Raw genomic sequence first — 15,953 nt, 5'->3', positions numbered from 1 at the left:
CCGCAGGAACTGCCGCGGGCGCGTCCGTGCGCCCTAGTGCACCGCGTCCAGCCGGGCACGCTGATCCCCCGACAGTTCCAGGTCCACCGCGGCCAGGTTCTCCTCCAACTGCGCCACCGAGGACACCCCGGCCAACGGGATGACCGGCAGGCCGCCCCCGATCTGCCAGGCGAGGACGACCTGGTTCACGGTCGCCCCGGTCTCCCGCGCGACCTCGCGCAGCACCGCGAGGCGGTCGGGTGTCCCCGGGTGGTCGTAGTCCGGCGGCAGCCTGTCCTCCTTGGCGTAGGCGCCCTTGAGCAGGGGCGAGTAGGCGACCAGGGTCAGGCCGGGCTCGGCCCGCAGGTAGCTCAGCAGCTCGGCTCCGGCATGGCCGAGGCTGCCGTCCGGGAAGATCGCCTCGGGCACGTCGGTGCGCGGCCTGAGGTGGCTGTGCTGGTACTGCAGGACCTCGTAGCCGGGCAGCCCGGCCGCCGCGGCGAGAGCGCGGGCCCGCTCCACCCGCCAGATCGCGTGGTTGCTCACCCCGAGTATCCCCACCGTGCCCTCCGCCACCAGCTCGGCGAAGCCCTCGACGGTCTCGCGCAGCGGGACGGTCCGGTCCTCGATGTGCGCGTAGAGAAGATCGATCCTGTCCACACCGAGCCGCTCCCTGCTGCGCTCCGCGGACTCCCGGATCACCTTCGGGGACAGCCCCTCCGGATTGTCGACGTAGCCGGTGCCCGGCGCGAGCGGCCGCGCGCCGAGCTTCGTGGCGATGACGATCTCGTCGCCGACGCCGCGGCTGCGCCGCCAGCGCCCGAGCAGCTCCTCGCTCTGCCCGCCCTGGCTGCCGTCGATCCAGAACGCGTAGTTGTCGGAGGTGTCGATGAACGTCCCGCCGGCCTCGGCATAGCGGTCCAGGATGGCGAAGGAGGTCTTCTCGTCGGTCACCGAACCGAGGAGCATCGCGCCGAGAGCGAGCACGCTGACCTCGCGGCGGGTGTTCGGATCGGTGCCTATGGTGCGGTACTTCACGGGGTCCCCTCCCGTTCGGGCCCGTCGTCCCGGGCTTCGAACGGGAGTCTGCGACTTGGAGCGCACGCGAGGGCAAGGCCTCGGGGCGGACGGAAGAACGTGATGACGGGTCGACAGACAGGAGCCGCGGGAGCCCAAGAAGCTTGCCGACACGGTGCGTTCACACGGCCGCAACGCCCGTTCCCACTATGCGGAACGTTGCCGATGCGATCTCGACAGACTGCTGCGCGGAGGGTAATTCTCCCGCCATGTACCTCGCTCACCGCGCCCTGCGCGTTTCCGCCTGCTCCGCCGTCCTTCTGCTCTCGGCGGCCGCGGGCTGTGCCCCGCAGCCCACGGAGAACGCCGCGGACAAGCCCTCCGCCAAGGAGACCGAGGAGACCTGCGCCAAGGACGGACTGCCCACGCAGACGTCCGGGAAGCTGACCGTCGGCACCGACAAGCCCGCGTACGCGCCGTGGTTCCAGGACGACGATCCAGCCAACAGCAAGGGCTACGAGTCGGCTGTGGCATACGCCGTGGCGAAGCAGCTCGGCTACGGCAAGAGCGCTGTCGTCTGGCAGAGCGTGCCGTTCAACAGTTCGTTCGCGCCCGGTGAGAAGAAGTTCGACTTCGACATCAACCAGGTGTCGATCAGCAACGCCCGCAAGAAGGCCGTCGACTTCTCTTCCGGTTACTACACCGTGCGTCAGGCCGTCATCGCGCTGAAGTCGTCCAAGGCCGCCGGCGCCAAGAGTGTGGCCGATCTGAAGGGCTTCAAGCTCGGCGCCCAGGTGGGCACCACGAGCCTGGACTACATCAACGACGTCGTGCATCCGAAGCAGAAGCCGGCCGTCTACCAGAAGAACGACTTCGCCAAGGCGGCGCTGAAGAACGGTCAGGTCGACGCCATCGTCGTCGACCTGCCGACCGCGTTCTACATCACCGGCGCGGAAGTGACGGACGCCGAGGTGGTCGGGCAGTTCGAGAACTCCGGTGGTGAGCCGGAGCAGTTCGGGCTCGTCCTGGCCAAGGGCAGCGCGCTCACCTCGTGCGTGTCCGGTGCGGTGGACGCCCTGCGCAAGGACGGCACGCTCGCGGCGCTGGAGCAGAAGTGGCTCTCGGACGTCGTCGACGCGCCGGTGCTCAAGTGACCGTGAGCGAGGGGCTGTCGAAGGACGACGGCACCCGGCGCGACCGGGCCGGGGACGGTGGCGGACCGGCCGGGACCGGGGGCGGCCCGGTCGGCGAGGCGACGGCGACGCAGACCGATGCGTACGTCCCCTCGCAGCGCCGTATCGAGCGGGAGCGCTACAAGCGCTCCCGCACCCGTCGCGCGACCGCCGTCGCCGCGCTCAGCACCCTGGTCACCGCGGCCGCCCTCTACCTCGTCGTCACCAACTCGCCGGGCTGGCCGACCACGAAGGAGACGTTCTTCAGCGCCCACTACGCGCGCGTGGCGCTCCCCCAGGTGCTGGAGGGGCTGTGGCTGAATCTGCGGCTGCTGGTCGTGTGTGGCGCGTCGGTGCTGGTCATCGGGTTGCTGCTGGCGGTCGCGCGTACGCTGCGTGGCCCGGTGTTCTTCCCGCTGCGGGTCCTGGCGGCCGCGTACACGGACTTCTTCCGCGGCCTTCCGCTGATCATCTGCCTGCTGATGGTGATCTTCGGTTTGCCGGCGCTGCGACTGCAGGGAACGCCCAGTGATCCGGTGGTGCTCGGCGGCATCGGGCTGGTGCTGACGTACTCCGCGTACGTCGCCGAGGTGTTCCGCGCCGGTATCGAGTCCGTGCATCCCTCGCAGCGCGCCGCCGCCCGCTCGCTGGGGCTCAGCAACGGGCAGGCACTGCGGTACGTGGTGCTGCCGCAGGCGGTGCGGCGCGTGGTGCCTCCGCTGCTGAACGATCTGGTGTCCCTGCAGAAGGACACCGGACTCGTCTCGATCGGGGGCGCTGTCGACGCCGTGTACGCGGCCCAGATCATCGTCGGCAAGGACTGGAACTTCACTCCGTACGTCGTCGCCGGACTGCTGTTCGTCGCGCTGACCATCCCCATGACGCGCTTCACGGACTGGATGACGGCCCGCATGGACCGGCGCCGGGCACAGGGAGGGATCGTATGACGGCCGGGACACCGGTGCTGCGTATGGAGTCGGTGCGCAAGACGTTCGGGCGCTCGGTGGTGCTCCGTGACGTGGACCTGGAGGTCGCTCCGCACACCGTGACGGCGTTGATCGGCGCCTCCGGGTCGGGGAAGTCGACGCTGCTGCGCTGCGCGAACCTGCTCGAGGAGATCGACGACGGAGCGATCTTCCTGGACGGCGACGAGATCACCGACCCCCGCACCGACCATGACGCGGTCCGCAGGCGCATCGGTGTGGTCTTCCAGGCCTACAACCTCTTTCCGCACATGACGGTGCTCGACAACGTGACGCTCGCCCCGCGCCGGGTGCACAGCGTGGACCGCGCGGCGGCCGAGGAGCGGGCACATGAGCTGCTGGAGCGGCTGGGTCTGGGTGCGAAGGCCGGTGAGTACCCGGACCGGCTGAGCGGCGGACAGCAGCAGCGGGCCGCGATCGTACGGGCGTTGGCGGTCCGGCCCCGGCTGCTGCTGCTCGACGAGATCACCGCGGCCCTCGATCCGGAACTGGTGGGTGAGGTCCTGAGCGTGGTCCGGGACCTGAAGGACGACGGGATGACGATGGTCATCGCCACCCATGAGATGGGTTTCGCACGGGACGTCGCGGACCAGGTCTGCTTCCTGGACGGTGGGGTGGTTCTGGAGCGAGGCACGGCGGACGAGGTCTTCGGCGACCCGCAGCAGGAGCGTACGAGACGGTTCCTGCGGCGGATCGTCGAGGCGGGCCGGCTGTGACGACGCCTGTGCCCGTGGGGCCGCACACCTCGCGCGGGCGCGGTTGCTACGCCTCGCGCTGCGCGACCAGCGTGGCCACCCGTTCGACAGCGAACGCGTACCCCTGGATGCCGCATCCCGCGATGACGCCGTCCGCACGCAGCGAGACGTAGGAGTGGTGCCGGAACTCCTCGCGCTGGTGGATGTTGGAGATGTGGACCTCCAACACCGGCATACCGTCGCACGTGTTGAGGGCATCCAGGATCGCCACGGAGGTGTGGGAGTAGGCCGCCGGGTTGATCACGATGCCGACGTGGTTCTGCCGGGCCTCGTGGATCCAGTCGACCAGCTCGCCCTCGTGGTTCGACTGCCGGAAGTCGACGGTGCCGCCGTGCGCGGCCGCCGCCTTGGCGCACAGCGCCTCGATGTCGGCGAGGGTGTCGGAGCCGTAGATCTCCGGCTGCCGCTGGCCGAGGAGGTTCAGGTTGGGCCCGTTGAGAACCATGACGGGGGCGCTGGCGAGGGTACGGGGCACGGGTCCTCCTGTGTCGATCGGCGGCTGCAATTCGGCCCGGGTCCTGCGGCTTCGTGCAGCGGCCGCCTGCGGTGCCTGGCGGCGGAGCTGTCGAGACCCGGTCTATCACGGTGCACGCGCGCCGCGATCCGCGGATGGAGCGCCGCTTGCGACACAGGGTGGCAGCCGGCTCTACGGGGTGATCGCCAGTTCCAAGTACGCCGCGAACAGCACCAAGTGGACACCACCCTGCAGCGGGGTGGCACGGCCCGGCACCACGGTGAGGATGCTGACCCCGATCGTGAGGGCGAGCAGCACCAGGTGGACGGCGCCGAGCCCCAGGACGAGCGGCCCCGACAGCCAGATGGATGCGAGCGCCACGGCGGGAATGGTCAGGCCGATGCTGGCCATCGCCGAGCCCAGGGCCAGGTTCAAACTGGTCTGCACGCGGTCGCGGCGGGCTGCACGCAACGCGGCGATGGTCTCGGGCAGCAGCACGAGCATCGCGATGATGACACCGACCACGGAGTGCGGCATTCCGGCCGCCTGCACGCCGGACTCGATCGTCGGTGACACGCCCTTCGCGAGGCCGACGACGCCGACCAGTGCGCAGGCCAGGAGAAGAAGGCTGATGAGGGCGGTCCGGGCGGATGGGGCCTCGGCGTGCTGGTCCGCGTCGATCACCTCGCCCTTTCTGGTCATCGGTAGGAAGTAGTCGCGGTGCCGGATGGTCTGCGTGGCCACGAACAGGCCGTAGAGCACCACCGAGGCCAGCGCGGCGAAGACGAGCTGGGCCGTCGAGAACTCAGGCCCGGGCTTGCTCCTCGTGAAGGTCGGCAGCACCAGGCTGAGCGTGGCCAGCGTGGCCACGGTCGCAAGCGCCGCACCCGTTCCCTCCGGGTTGAACACCGCCACGCGATGGCGCAGCGCGCCCACGAGGAGGGTCAGGCCCACGATGCCGTTGCAGGTGATCATCACAGCGGCGAAAACGGTGTCCCGGGCGAGGGTTGCGCTCTTGGCGCCACCGTCCGCCATGAGCGCGACGATCAGTGCGACTTCGATGACCGTCACCGCGACGGCGAGGACGAGCGAGCCGAAGGGTTCGCCGACCCGGTGTGCGACCACCTCGGCGTGGTGCACCGCGGCAAGCACCGCGGCGGCGAGCACCAGCGTCATGAGTACGACGACGGCTCCGGGAACGGAGCGTCCCCAGGTGGAGAACAGAAGGAGCACTGCGAACAAGGGCACAACGGTCGTCCAGTGCGCCGCCAATTCCCGGAGCCGTACGGTCATGATCCCGATGCTTTCAGACGAGTACAGATGGTGCATTCCAGGCATGCGGGGCGAGCCGCAGGCGCTCTGGTGTCGAGCGCCTGCGGCCGCGCGCCTGGACGGTCGGCCGCAGCCGCCGTCAGCTGCTGACGCTGTCCTTCGAGGTCTCCCCCGTCGCTTCGGCGGCGTCCGCCGCCTCCGCGGACTCGGCCTGCTTCCTGGACGCCATCAGGCTGGTGATGGTCGTGACGATCAGGACGGCGCAGATGACGCCCAGCGAGACCGGAATGGAGATCTCCGGGACGTGCACGCCCGACTCGTGCAGGGCGTGCAGCACCAGCTTGACGCCGATGAAGCCGAGGATGACCGACAGCCCGTAGCTGAGGTGGACCAGCTTCCTGAGCAGTCCGCCGATGAGGAAGTACAGCTGCCGAAGACCCATCAGGGCAAAGGCGTTGGCGGTGAAGACGATGTACGGGTCCTCGGTGAGACCGAAGATCGCGGGTATCGAGTCCAGCGCGAAGAGCACGTCCGTGGTGCCGATCGCCAGCATCACGACCAGCATCGGCGTCATGACGCGCTTGCCGTTCTGCTGTATCCACAGCTTGGTGCCGTGGTAGCGGTCGGCCACCCCGAAGCGCTTCTCTGCGGCCTTCAGCAGCCGGTTCTCCTCGTACTCCTCGTCCTCCTCATCGGCCCTGGCCTCCTGGATCAGCTTCCAGGCGGTGTAGATCAGGAACGCGCCGAATATGTAGAAGACCCAGGAGAAGCTCGCGATGATCGCGGCGCCCGCGGCGATGAACACCGCCCGCAGGACCAGGGCGATCAGTACACCGACGAGCAGCACACGCTGCTGGTACTGGGACGGCACCGCGAACTTCGCCATGATCAGGACGAAGACGAAGAGGTTGTCGACGCTCAGCGACTTCTCGGTGATGAAGCCCGCGAAGAACTCTCCGGCGGGCTGTCCGCCCCCGAAGACCAGCAGGCCGAGCCCGAACAGGGCCGCCAGGGCGATCCAGACGACCGTCCAGATCCCGGCTTCCTTGATCGACACGTCATGGGGTTTGCGGCCGATGAAGAAGTCGACCGCGATCAGGGCACTCAGGCCCAGGATCGTGAGGACCCACAGGGTCAGGGAAACATCCACTGCGCCTCCGGCAGTACGTAACGTCATCTCTCAGCGCGTCGCTGCCGGAGGTCTCTTCCACCCAGAGGGCCTTTGTCGCGCGTGACGCGCGGGCACCTCGGGCCGGCGCCCCGGGACCTGGCCTGGTCCGTATTGACGGGTACGCCGCAGTAGGGAGTACTCCCCTCCGCGGGACTCACAGTACTTGAATTACCAAGGAAAGGTAAAGAGTGAGGTAAAGCACAGACCAAAACTGCAGGTCAGGGGCGCACCTCAGTCTCGTTTGGGGTGCAGCTCGGTCGCGGAGTTGACGTAGCAGGGGCCGAGGCAGGAGGGGCGACCGCCGACGCGGCAAGCCGACCCGCAGCGGGGGCCGCAGGAGCCCTCAGCAGCTCTCGGGGAGTCCTCAGCGGTTCCACGGGCCGCGCGCGGCGGCGACCTGGTTCAGCACATGGTGCAGGACCTGGCTGCCGGGCGGGACGAGCGGCGGTTCGTACGTCCAGGCGTGACCGACCCAGGGGTCGGCCAGGTGATCGCCGGGGACCGCTGTCAGGCGCAGCATCGACCGCCACAGCGGGTCGAGCAACGGACCGTACGCCGCGGCGTCCTCGCGGTCCGCCACCAGCATCAGGTGTACGCCGACGTCCGGGCCCTCGTCCGCGAGATAGCGCAGCTGCGTCACCGCTCGGTCGTCGAAGCCGTGCGGGAAGTCGTTGACGATCAGCAGCTGTTGCGCGGTGTCCAGGTCGGGCGGCAGGGCATCCGTGGCGCCGCTGCGGATCGCCATCTGCACGAGGTCCACGCGCTGGGTGAGCTTGGCGAGCACGCCGGAGACGCCCGCCGGCCCGACGGCCGGCGGCCCGGCCAGCACACCGGCCGCCACGAGTGGGGCGAGCGGCCCTGCACCGGAACCGGCGGCGTCGATGACGTGCACGGTGAACTCGCCCGCCGGATAGGCGGCGAGCAGGCGCGCGGCATGGGCGACGGCCACGTCCATGGCGAGGCGGCGCGGCTGCCCGGAGTCGGCGAAGGCACCGGTGGCCGAGGAGGAGCGACCGCTGTCGATCCACAGACCGCGCTCCAGCGGCAGCCGCACGAGCATCGGAATCCGCAGATCGGTGCACTCGGGGAGTTGGAGGTCGCCCAGGCGCAGGGCCATCGGCATCTCCGCCGGCGCGCGGTAGGCATGCCAGACCGGGTTGTCCCAGCGGGCGTAGGCAGGGGGCAGGGCGGGCTCGACGACATCGGCCTCGGCTCGGAGCTGGGCGAGGTCGCGGTCGAGTACCTGCCGAGCCTGGTCCACGAGTTGGGCGTGTCGGGCATGGGCGGCTTCGCGCGCTGCGTCACCGGGGCCGCCGATGCGGTTGCGCGGGTCGGAGAGGACCTTGTCGAGCTCCTCCTCCATGCGGGAGTCGGCGAAGTCGACGGCGCTGCGGTAGGCGGCGGTCGTGCGGGCGAGATCCTCGAACATGCCCCACACCTGGTTGTACAGGCGCTCCTCCATGGACCAGCCCGTGGCGTCGCCCGCGACCGGCTGGGCGGGCTGTCCGGGTCCGGCGGGGGCCGCGGTGGGCGGTGGCGGCGGAGGCGCGGTGGTCCGGCGGCTCGGATGCGTGTAGTCGATGGGGCCTTGGGCGGACAGCGCCGTATCCGGAGAGCCCACGGGGTCCGCGGGGATGCCGGGTCCGCTCTGGGCACTCGCCTGCGCACCCGTTGCATCTGCTGCGCCTGCACCAGGTGATGCCGCACGCACCCGTGTCTCGTCCGACGTGCGCGGTGGCGGCGCGACCGAACGGGCGATGCCGTGCGTCACCGTGTCGTTGATCGCTTGTGCGAGTTGCGGTGCGGCTTCCGCGAGACCGTGGTCGGTCAGCAGCGAGGCGAGGCCGCCCGCGTAGCCCTGGCCGATGGCGCGCACCTTCCAGGCGCCCTGTCGGCGGTAGAGCTCCAGGGCGACCACGGCGGACTCGGCGTCCAGTCCCGTGATGGTGTAGTTGGCGACCTCGCTGCCGTCGAGGCCGGTGACCGCCACGTGAGGGGCGGCGACGGCTCCGAAGTGGACGGGGCCTCCGACGCCCACGGGCAGCGCGAGCAGCACACTGACCCGGTGCACCGACTCCGGCAGCATGCCCAGGTCCACCGCGAGACGGTGCTCGGCCGCCGCCTGCTCGGAGACCTCGAGTCCGGGCAGGACGGGGGATCCGGGATGGACCACCCATTCCGCGCCCGGCACCCTGCCCTGCTCGTCGCTCAGCGTGGCGCCCGCCACGACCGGTTCGCCGGCCGAGACCCGTATTTCCAGACGGGTCTGGGTGAGGGGGTGGTTCTGCCCCCGGACCAGCTCGGCCGTCATCGCCTTCGTCCCCCTCTTCGAGCAGCTACGGCTGCCCCCTGCTGCGTACTCTCCGTACTGATGTGCCAGGTGGTGCCAGTGGTGATCGTGACGCGGGTACTCGAACGCGGGTACTCCAGTCGGCCTCTGTCGTCCGAGCTGGAGATCCCGCGCTTGCGGGCGCCCGCCCCAGTAGTGCTCGTGTTGTTCCGCCGGCGCTCTGGTTTCGTGCCGTAGGTGCTCGTTTTCGTGCCGTCGGGGCTCGTGCGGGTGGTGCCCGCACGCGCTGTCGCTACAGGTGCGGCAGGATCGCCGGCATCAGGTCCTGGAACGTGCGGCCGTTGGCCGGTGTGCCCAGCGCGGTCATCTGCCAGCCGGAGCCGGCGCGGTGCACCTTCGCCATGATCTGTGCCGTGTACGCGCCGCCGCCGTTGAGCGTGTAGCGGGCGAGCTCCTGGCCGTTGGTCTCGTCGACCAGGCGGCAGAACGCGTTCTGCACCTCCTGGAACGTCTGGCCGGTGAACGAGTTCACCGTGAAGACGATCTGGTCGATGTGGACCGGGATGCGCTGCAGGTCGACGAGGATCGCCTCGTCGTCCCCGCCCTGGCCCACGCCGCCGACGAGGTTGTCACCGGTGTGCCGCACGGAGCCGTCGTCGCTGACGAGGTGGCGGAAGAACACGACGTCCACCGGCTGCTTGTCCGCGAACAGCACAGCCGAGGCGTCGAGGTCGATCTCCCGGGTGCGCGAACCGAACAGTCCACGCCTCGGGGCCGCCTGCCAGCCGAGACCCATACGCACCGCGGTCAGGGTGCCCCCGTCGTGCTTCTGCAGACTGATGGCCTGACCCTTGGTCATGTTGACCGTCACGTGCTGTTCCCCTCTCGAACTCTCCCCTGAACCGCAGTGAGTGCGGTTGCTCAGCACCCTATGCACGGCCACGGACCGTGCCGCCCAGCGGGTACCGCTTTGTGTCGGTCTTGCAACACATCGAACGTCCGGCAGGACCTGGCGGTTCGGTCTCAGGCCAGGCCCGCCTCCTTCATCTGCCGCAGCTCCTTCTTCATCTCCGAAACCTCGTCGCGCAGCCGTGCGGCAATCTCGAACTGCAGATCGGCGGCAGCGGCACGCATCCGCTCGGTCAACTCCTCGATCTGCCCGGTGAGTTCGGCCGCGGGACGGTCGGTGGCCGCGGTCTCCTTCGCCTTGCCCTTGGCGGACTTGGCCGGTTTGGCGGGCTTGGCGCCACCCTTGCCGGCCGCGGCCGCCGCGCCGCCGCGCGAGGGCACGGGCACCTTGCCGCCCTTGCCGTCCTTCGCCTGGCGATACCCCGTGCCCAGCAGCTGCTCGGTGTCGACCTCCTCGCGGGCGATGGTCGCCACGATGTCGTTGATCTTCTTGCGGAGCGGCTGCGGGTCGATGCCGTTCGCCGTGTTGTACGCGATCTGCTTCTCCCGGCGGCGGTTGGTCTCATCGATGGCCTTCTCCATCGCCGGGGTGATCTTGTCGGCGTACATATGGACCTGGCCGGAGACGTTGCGCGCCGCTCGGCCGATGGTCTGGATCAGGGAGGTGCCCGAGCGCAGGAAGCCCTCCTTGTCGGCGTCGAGGATCGATACCAGGGAGACCTCGGGGAGGTCGAGGCCCTCACGCAGCAGGTTGATGCCGACCAGCACGTCGAACTCGCCGGAGCGCAGCTCGCGAAGGAGCTCGACGCGGCGCAGCGTGTCGACGTCGCTGTGCAGATAGCGGACCTGGATGCCCAGTTCCAGGAAATAGTCCGTGAGGTCTTCGGCCATCTTCTTGGTGAGCGTGGTGACCAGGACGCGCTCGTCCTTCTCGGTGCGCTGCCGGATCTCGTGCACGAGGTCGTCGATCTGCCCCTTGGTGGGCTTGACCACGACCTGCGGGTCGACAAGACCGGTGGGCCGGATGATCTGCTCGACCTGGCCGTCCGAACGCGAGAGTTCGTACGTGCCGGGGGTCGCCGAGAGATAGACGGTCTGGCCGATGCGCTCCTGGAACTCCTCCCACTTCAGCGGGCGGTTGTCCAGTGCGGACGGCAGCCGGAAACCGTGCTCGACGAGGGTGCGCTTGCGGGAGGCGTCGCCCTCATACATGGCGCCGATCTGCGGCACCGTGACGTGCGACTCGTCGATGACGAGCAGGAAGTCGTCCGGGAAGTAGTCCAGGAGGGTGTTGGGCGGGGAGCCGGGCTCGCGGCCGTCGAAGTGCATCGAGTAGTTCTCGACGCCGGAGCAGGAGCCGATCTGGCGGAGCATCTCCAGGTCGTAGGTGGTGCGCATGCGCAGCCGCTGGGCCTCCAGGAGCTTGCCCTGCTTCTCCAGCTCGGCGAGGCGCCCCTCGAGCTCCTTCTCGATGCCGTTGACGGCCTTCTCCATGCGCTCCGGACCCGCCACGTAGTGGGAGGCCGGGAAGACGTAGAGCTGCTCGTCGTCGCTGATGATCTCGCCGGTGAGCGGATGCAGCGTGGAGAGCGCCTCGATCTCGTCGCCGAACATCTCGATGCGGACGGCCAGCTCCTCGTAGACCGGGAAGATCTCGATGGTGTCGCCGCGGACCCGGAAGGTGCCTCGGGTGAAGGCCATGTCGTTGCGCGTGTACTGGATGTCGACGAAGCGGCGCAGCAGCTCGTCCCGGTCGATCTCGTCGCCGACCTTGAGCGGCACCATGCGGTCCACGTACTCCTGCGGGGTGCCGAGGCCGTAGATGCAGGAGACCGAGGCGACCACGACGACGTCGCGACGGGTGAGCAGCGAGTTCGTCGCGGAGTGGCGGAGGCGCTCGACCTCTTCGTTGATCGAGGAGTCCTTCTCGATATAGGTGTCCGACTGCGGGACATACGCCTCGGGCTGGTAGTAGTCGTAGTACGAGACGAAGTACTCGACGGCGTTGTTCGGCAGCAGCTCGCGGAACTCGTTCGCCAGCTGAGCGGCCAGCGTCTTGTTCGGCGCCATCACGAGTGTGGGGCGCTGGAGCTTCTCGATCATCCACGCGGTGGTCGCGGACTTGCCGGTACCGGTCGCACCGAGCAGGACGACATCCTTCTCACCTGCGCTGACGCGCCGCTCCAGCTCGGCGATGGCCGCCGGCTGGTCGCCGCTGGGCTGATAGGAGCTGACGACCTCGAAGGGCGCCACCGTGCGTTCGATCTTGGATACGGGCCGCATGGAATCCACCGTACGACCCCCCACTGACAACGCGGGCGGATCAGCGGATATGCGCAGGTCAGGCCCTGGTCACCAGCTCTGAGGGGTACGTGCGCGGCCGGAGCGCGGCGGACGATGACCGGCGCGCACGGACGGCTGGGCCGTGGGGACCGATGCGTCGGCGGCCTGCCGGCCCGTCCGGTGTCCACGGTCATCAGGGACGTCTCGACGGGATGGAGCGGCGGGCCTGCCCGTCACCAGCAGCGGGTCGAAGATCACGACCGCGCCTGCCACGAGGAGGATGACCAGCGGGCCGACCATCATGGGCGCAAGCATCTCGGCCGATGAGTGGCCGACCTGAGATCCGGTCGAACCGTCCAGCCTGACGCGGAGGGCCGCCATACCGGTGTAGTGCATACCGCTGACGGCCAGACCCATGACCAGGCTCGCGCCCAGGCTCCAGCGGAATCCCCTGACCTGGCCGGCGGCCCACAGGGACGCGGTGGCGGCCGCCATGGCGATCACCACGGAGACGGCGACCATGACGGTGTTGTACTCCAGCACCCCGGGCAGACGCATGCTGGCCATTCCCAGGTAGTGCATGGAGGCGATCCCCAGCCCTGTGATGGTGCCCCCGGTGAAGAGGGCCCTGCCCTTGGCGCCCCGGTAGCCGACGATGAAGATCCCGATGCCGACCATGACGACCGCGAACCCCAGGGACGCGAAGGTCGTCGGCTTGTCGTAGTGGATCGGGGCCCCTTCGACGGTGAAGCCCATCATCGCGACGAAGTGCATGGTCCAGATTCCGGCCCCGATCGCCGCCGAGCCGAGTGCGAGCCAACCCGGCCGCCAGGACGGCGTGCGGAGCGCTCTGGTCGTGCACCGCAGGCCGAGCGCGCCGCCAAGACAGGCCATCACATACGCCACCACCGGGGTGACGAGTCCATAGCTGAATCCGTCGACCGTGCCCTGCATGCTCAACCCTTCCACCCTTTGTGCCCTGCGATCTCTGTGGGGCGTCTGCCCCATGGTCGCCTGAGCGGGCGTACTCGAGGCCGAGAGTATGGCGCGCCCGGAACGAGCGAGCGATTTTCCTGCAAAGAATTGGTAGCCATCGCGCGCGTACGAGCGCACAACTGGCGTGGGGCGCCCCTGTTCGACTCCTGGCCATCCGACACCTGTCGTTCGTTAGCCCTCTGCTGTCGCGATCGAGCATCCGCGATCTCATACTGTGATCTGACGAATGCGAGGAGTACACGTGTACGCACGCCCTGCCGCTGCAGCCGCCGCCGCGCTCCTGGGAGTCAGCGCACTCATCCTCCCCTCACCCTCCGCTCACGCCGTCGAGCACGACGAACCGCTGGTCATCGCCCACCGCGGCGCCTCCGCCGAGGCCCCGGAGAACACTCTGGCAGCCGTCGACCGGGCGGCCGCCATGGGGTTCCGCTGGGTCGAGAACGACGTCCAGCGCACCAAGGACGGCGAGCTCGTGGTGATCCACGACGACAGCCTGAAGCGGACGACGAACGCCGAGGAGGTCTTCCCCGGTCGTGCCCCGTGGAAGGTCGCGGACTTCACAGCGGCCGAGATCGCCCGGCTCGACGCGGGCAGCTGGTTCGGCCCCGAGTACGCCGGCGCGCGCGTGCCGACGCTCAAGCAGTACATGAAACGGCTCTCCCACAACCACCAGAAGCTCGTCCTGGAGATCAAGAAACCGGAGCTGTATCCGGGCATCGAGCAGCAGACCCTGCGCGTGCTGCGCAACGAGGGCTGGCTCGATCGCGCCCACGTCGGCAGCAAGCTCGTCATCCAGAGTTTCAGCGCACGGAGCGTGCAGACGGTGCACGCTCTGCAGCCCGACGTCAAGACGGGTTTCCTCGGCACTCCGGCGACAGCGGACCTGCCGAAGTACGCCGAGTTCGCCGACCAGATCAACGCGGAGGACACCTCGATCTCTGCCGCCTATGTGTCCGCCATCCACGCCCTCACGGGACCGCACGGCAGGCCGCTCGAGATCTCCACCTGGACCGTCGACAGTGCGGCGAACGCACGGCGGGCCGCGGGCTTCGGCGTGGACGGCATCATCACGAACGCCCCTGACGTCGTACGCAGGGCCGTGGCCGAGGACTGAGTCCACCCTGTGATGCGGGCGGAGGGGGCTCCCGCCCGCAGCCCCGGGCCAGGCCGGTGCCGGGTCGTTGTCAGCCCCGGGTCGCTGTCAGTGCCGGTTCGTTGTCAGTGCCGGGTCGTACGGTGGTGCGCATGAACAGCCATGGGCAGAACGGGCAGCAGAACGGGCATTCCGGGCACCGGGTCGTGTGGACCGTCGTCGGCACCGACATCGGGCCGCTGCTGCTGGCCGCGACCGAGGAGGGCCTGGTCAACGTCGTCTTCCACGCATCGGACGCGGTGCGGGAGACAACGCTCGAGCGGCTCGCAGCACGTCTGGGCACCGAGCCGGCCGAGGCACCCGAATCGCCGCTGCTGGCCGAGCCCATACGTCAGCTCGCTGCGTACTTCGCCGGTGAGCTGCACGATTTCGAGCTCCCGCTGGACTGGAGCCTGGTCTCGGGCTTCAACCGCCAGGTCCTGCGCGAACTGGCTGCGGGCGTCCCGTACGGCGCGGTCGTGGGCTACGGCGACCTGGCGGCCCGGGTGGGCCAGCCTGGCGCGGCACAGGCGGTCGGGGCCGCCATGGGGGCCAATCCTCTGCCGGTCGTCGTGCCGTGCCATCGGGTGGTGGAGAGCGACGGCGGAATCGGCGGGTTCGGTGGCGGCCTGGAGACCAAGCGGCACCTCCTCGCCCTGGAGGGGGTACTTCCGCAGCCGCTGTTCTGAGCCGTATGCGAGGCCGGTTCGCTCCCGGTCCGACCAGTGCGGGGAGGCACGTCCGGCCCTGGAAGTGAGGACCGCTGCGGGAGGCGCGCCGTCGTGCTTCCGAGCGCCCGGACTGGAACCCGCCCCACGGGGAAGGCCGTTGGTGAGCGCACTCGGCGTGGGCAGGCGTGGCGCGGCAGGGACGGGCAGCCTCGAGGCTGCCCGTCGGCCGGTATGCAGAGGGAGTCGTGGCGGCATGGAGATCTCCGGCATCATCAGCGCGATAGTGATCGGCATCGTCATCGGCGGCCTGGGGCGCCTCGTGCTTCCCGGCCGGCAGCGGATCGGCATCCTGTTGACGATTCTGGTGGGCATCGTGGCCGCGCTGCTCGGCTCGGCCATCGCTGCCGGAGTCGGAGTGGCCGACACCGCTGGTGTCGACTGGGCCGAGTGGTTGATCCAGATCGGCCTGGCGGCGCTGGGCATCGCACTGCTGGACCGCGGACGCGTTCGGCGCTGACGCCTTGGGGCGGCCCAAGACGGCCGGCCGCCCAGCGGCTGGACGCCCCAGCGGACCAGGCCCCCAGCCGACGACACGCGGTTGCCGAGCACGTCATCAGGCGTCACGCGGCACTCCGCGTCACGCCGGGTCGTAGTGCCGGGCCTCGAAGATGTCGCCGTCCGGATCCCGGAATTAGAAACTGCGCCGAGCGTTTCCGCGGGCGCCGAACGCGTCGTAGGAGAACTCCGAGACGGGCGTGTTGCGCTCCTCCAGCTGGGCGTGCAGGGCGTTGAAGTCCTCTCCCGGCAGGGAGATACAGACATGGTTCACGGGGCGCCCGGCGCTGTCCGCCGCGCGTGGTCGAGGCGCA

14 protein-coding genes and 1 pseudogene are annotated in these 15,953 nt (G+C 69.3%); 6 read left to right on the top strand and 9 right to left on the bottom strand.

Going from position 1 to position 15,953, the window contains the following annotated elements; all coding sequences use genetic code 11:
• Window positions 1-33: 33 nt before the first annotated feature.
• Window positions 34-1,017: an aldo/keto reductase gene (locus tag ACWD4J_RS02615; RefSeq protein WP_451393411.1), complete on the bottom strand. Its 984-nt coding sequence runs from the start codon at window positions 1,015-1,017 to the stop codon at window positions 34-36.
• A 248-nt stretch (window positions 1,018-1,265) separates the two neighbouring features.
• Between ACWD4J_RS02615 and ACWD4J_RS02610 the strand changes: the two genes are divergently transcribed.
• From ACWD4J_RS02610 to ACWD4J_RS02600, 3 genes are read left to right on the top strand one after another with little or no spacing between them, the layout of a single operon-like run.
• Complete coding sequence (locus ACWD4J_RS02610) at window positions 1,266-2,150, top strand: ABC transporter substrate-binding protein (protein ID WP_451393410.1); 885 nt, start codon at window positions 1,266-1,268, stop codon at window positions 2,148-2,150.
• Window positions 2,147-3,115, top strand: a complete 969-nt coding sequence (locus ACWD4J_RS02605; protein ID WP_451393409.1) for an amino acid ABC transporter permease — start codon at window positions 2,147-2,149, stop codon at window positions 3,113-3,115. Before ACWD4J_RS02610 ends, ACWD4J_RS02605 begins: the two co-directional genes overlap by 4 nt.
• Complete coding sequence (locus tag ACWD4J_RS02600) at window positions 3,112-3,867, top strand: amino acid ABC transporter ATP-binding protein (protein WP_451393408.1); 756 nt, start codon at window positions 3,112-3,114, stop codon at window positions 3,865-3,867. The genes ACWD4J_RS02605 and ACWD4J_RS02600 overlap by 4 nt, the downstream gene beginning before the upstream one ends.
• Window positions 3,868-3,913: 46 nt before the next feature.
• Here ACWD4J_RS02600 and aroQ read toward each other — a convergent pair whose 3' ends face one another.
• The 7 genes from aroQ to ACWD4J_RS02565 all read right to left on the bottom strand — a co-directional run bounded on the left by aroQ (window position 3,914) and on the right by ACWD4J_RS02565 (window position 13,239).
• Window positions 3,914-4,381: a type II 3-dehydroquinate dehydratase gene (aroQ, locus tag ACWD4J_RS02595; RefSeq protein WP_451393407.1), complete on the bottom strand. Its 468-nt coding sequence runs from the start codon at window positions 4,379-4,381 to the stop codon at window positions 3,914-3,916.
• Window positions 4,382-4,552: 171 nt separating this feature from the next.
• Complete coding sequence (locus ACWD4J_RS02590) at window positions 4,553-5,653, bottom strand: calcium:proton antiporter (RefSeq protein ID WP_451393406.1); 1,101 nt, start codon at window positions 5,651-5,653, stop codon at window positions 4,553-4,555.
• Between the two features lie 118 nt (window positions 5,654-5,771).
• Complete coding sequence (locus ACWD4J_RS02585) at window positions 5,772-6,782, bottom strand: TerC/Alx family metal homeostasis membrane protein (protein ID WP_451393405.1); 1,011 nt, start codon at window positions 6,780-6,782, stop codon at window positions 5,772-5,774.
• A 385-nt stretch (window positions 6,783-7,167) separates the two neighbouring features.
• Window positions 7,168-9,114: a TerD family protein gene (locus ACWD4J_RS02580; RefSeq protein ID WP_451393404.1), complete on the bottom strand. Its 1,947-nt coding sequence runs from the start codon at window positions 9,112-9,114 to the stop codon at window positions 7,168-7,170.
• 271 nt (window positions 9,115-9,385) lie between these two features.
• Complete coding sequence (locus ACWD4J_RS02575; protein WP_451393403.1) at window positions 9,386-9,964, bottom strand: TerD family protein; 579 nt, start codon at window positions 9,962-9,964, stop codon at window positions 9,386-9,388.
• A gap of 152 nt (window positions 9,965-10,116) precedes the next feature.
• Complete coding sequence (gene uvrB, locus ACWD4J_RS02570; protein WP_451393402.1) at window positions 10,117-12,285, bottom strand: excinuclease ABC subunit UvrB; 2,169 nt, start codon at window positions 12,283-12,285, stop codon at window positions 10,117-10,119.
• 69 nt (window positions 12,286-12,354) lie between these two features.
• A complete protein-coding gene (locus tag ACWD4J_RS02565; RefSeq protein ID WP_451393401.1) occupies window positions 12,355-13,239 on the bottom strand; it encodes an MHYT domain-containing protein in 885 nt (294 codons plus the stop codon).
• A gap of 283 nt (window positions 13,240-13,522) precedes the next feature.
• Between ACWD4J_RS02565 and ACWD4J_RS02560 the strand changes: the two genes are divergently transcribed.
• The 3 genes from ACWD4J_RS02560 to ACWD4J_RS02550 all read left to right on the top strand — a co-directional run bounded on the left by ACWD4J_RS02560 (window position 13,523) and on the right by ACWD4J_RS02550 (window position 15,601).
• Window positions 13,523-14,395, top strand: coding sequence for a glycerophosphodiester phosphodiesterase (locus tag ACWD4J_RS02560; protein WP_451393400.1), 873 nt, complete (start codon window positions 13,523-13,525; stop codon window positions 14,393-14,395).
• A 131-nt stretch (window positions 14,396-14,526) separates the two neighbouring features.
• Window positions 14,527-15,102 (top strand): methylated-DNA--[protein]-cysteine S-methyltransferase, encoded by a 576-nt coding sequence (locus ACWD4J_RS02555; protein WP_451393399.1) that lies wholly within the window; start codon window positions 14,527-14,529, stop codon window positions 15,100-15,102.
• Window positions 15,103-15,337: 235 nt separating this feature from the next.
• Complete coding sequence (locus ACWD4J_RS02550; protein WP_451393398.1) at window positions 15,338-15,601, top strand: GlsB/YeaQ/YmgE family stress response membrane protein; 264 nt, start codon at window positions 15,338-15,340, stop codon at window positions 15,599-15,601.
• A 174-nt stretch (window positions 15,602-15,775) separates the two neighbouring features.
• Here ACWD4J_RS02550 and ACWD4J_RS02545 read toward each other — a convergent pair.
• Window positions 15,776-15,943, bottom strand: a pseudogene (locus ACWD4J_RS02545) (VOC family protein); the annotation flags it as partial.
• Window positions 15,944-15,953 lie beyond the last annotated feature (10 nt).

This window comes from Streptomyces sp. NPDC002577, from assembly GCF_053594815.1.
Note: the sequence above shows the minus strand (reverse complement) of the source record. Positions and strands in the feature narration are given on the sequence as shown.

Excerpts from the sequence above, each read along its gene's own strand:
- ACWD4J_RS02610 (WP_451393410.1), top strand. The coding sequence starts at position 1,266 with ATGTACCTCGCTCACCGCGCCCTGCGCGTTTCCGCCTGCTCCGCCGTC.
- ACWD4J_RS02600 (WP_451393408.1), top strand. The coding sequence starts at position 3,112 with ATGACGGCCGGGACACCGGTGCTGCGTATGGAGTCGGTGCGCAAGACG.
- ACWD4J_RS02590 (WP_451393406.1), bottom strand. The coding sequence starts at position 5,653 with ATGACCGTACGGCTCCGGGAATTGGCGGCGCACTGGACGACCGTTGTG.
- ACWD4J_RS02580 (WP_451393404.1), bottom strand. The coding sequence starts at position 9,114 with ATGACGGCCGAGCTGGTCCGGGGGCAGAACCACCCCCTCACCCAGACC.
- uvrB (WP_451393402.1), bottom strand. The coding sequence starts at position 12,285 with ATGCGGCCCGTATCCAAGATCGAACGCACGGTGGCGCCCTTCGAGGTC.
- ACWD4J_RS02565 (WP_451393401.1), bottom strand. The coding sequence starts at position 13,239 with ATGCAGGGCACGGTCGACGGATTCAGCTATGGACTCGTCACCCCGGTG.
- ACWD4J_RS02555 (WP_451393399.1), top strand. The coding sequence starts at position 14,527 with ATGAACAGCCATGGGCAGAACGGGCAGCAGAACGGGCATTCCGGGCAC.
- ACWD4J_RS02550 (WP_451393398.1), top strand. The coding sequence starts at position 15,338 with ATGGAGATCTCCGGCATCATCAGCGCGATAGTGATCGGCATCGTCATC.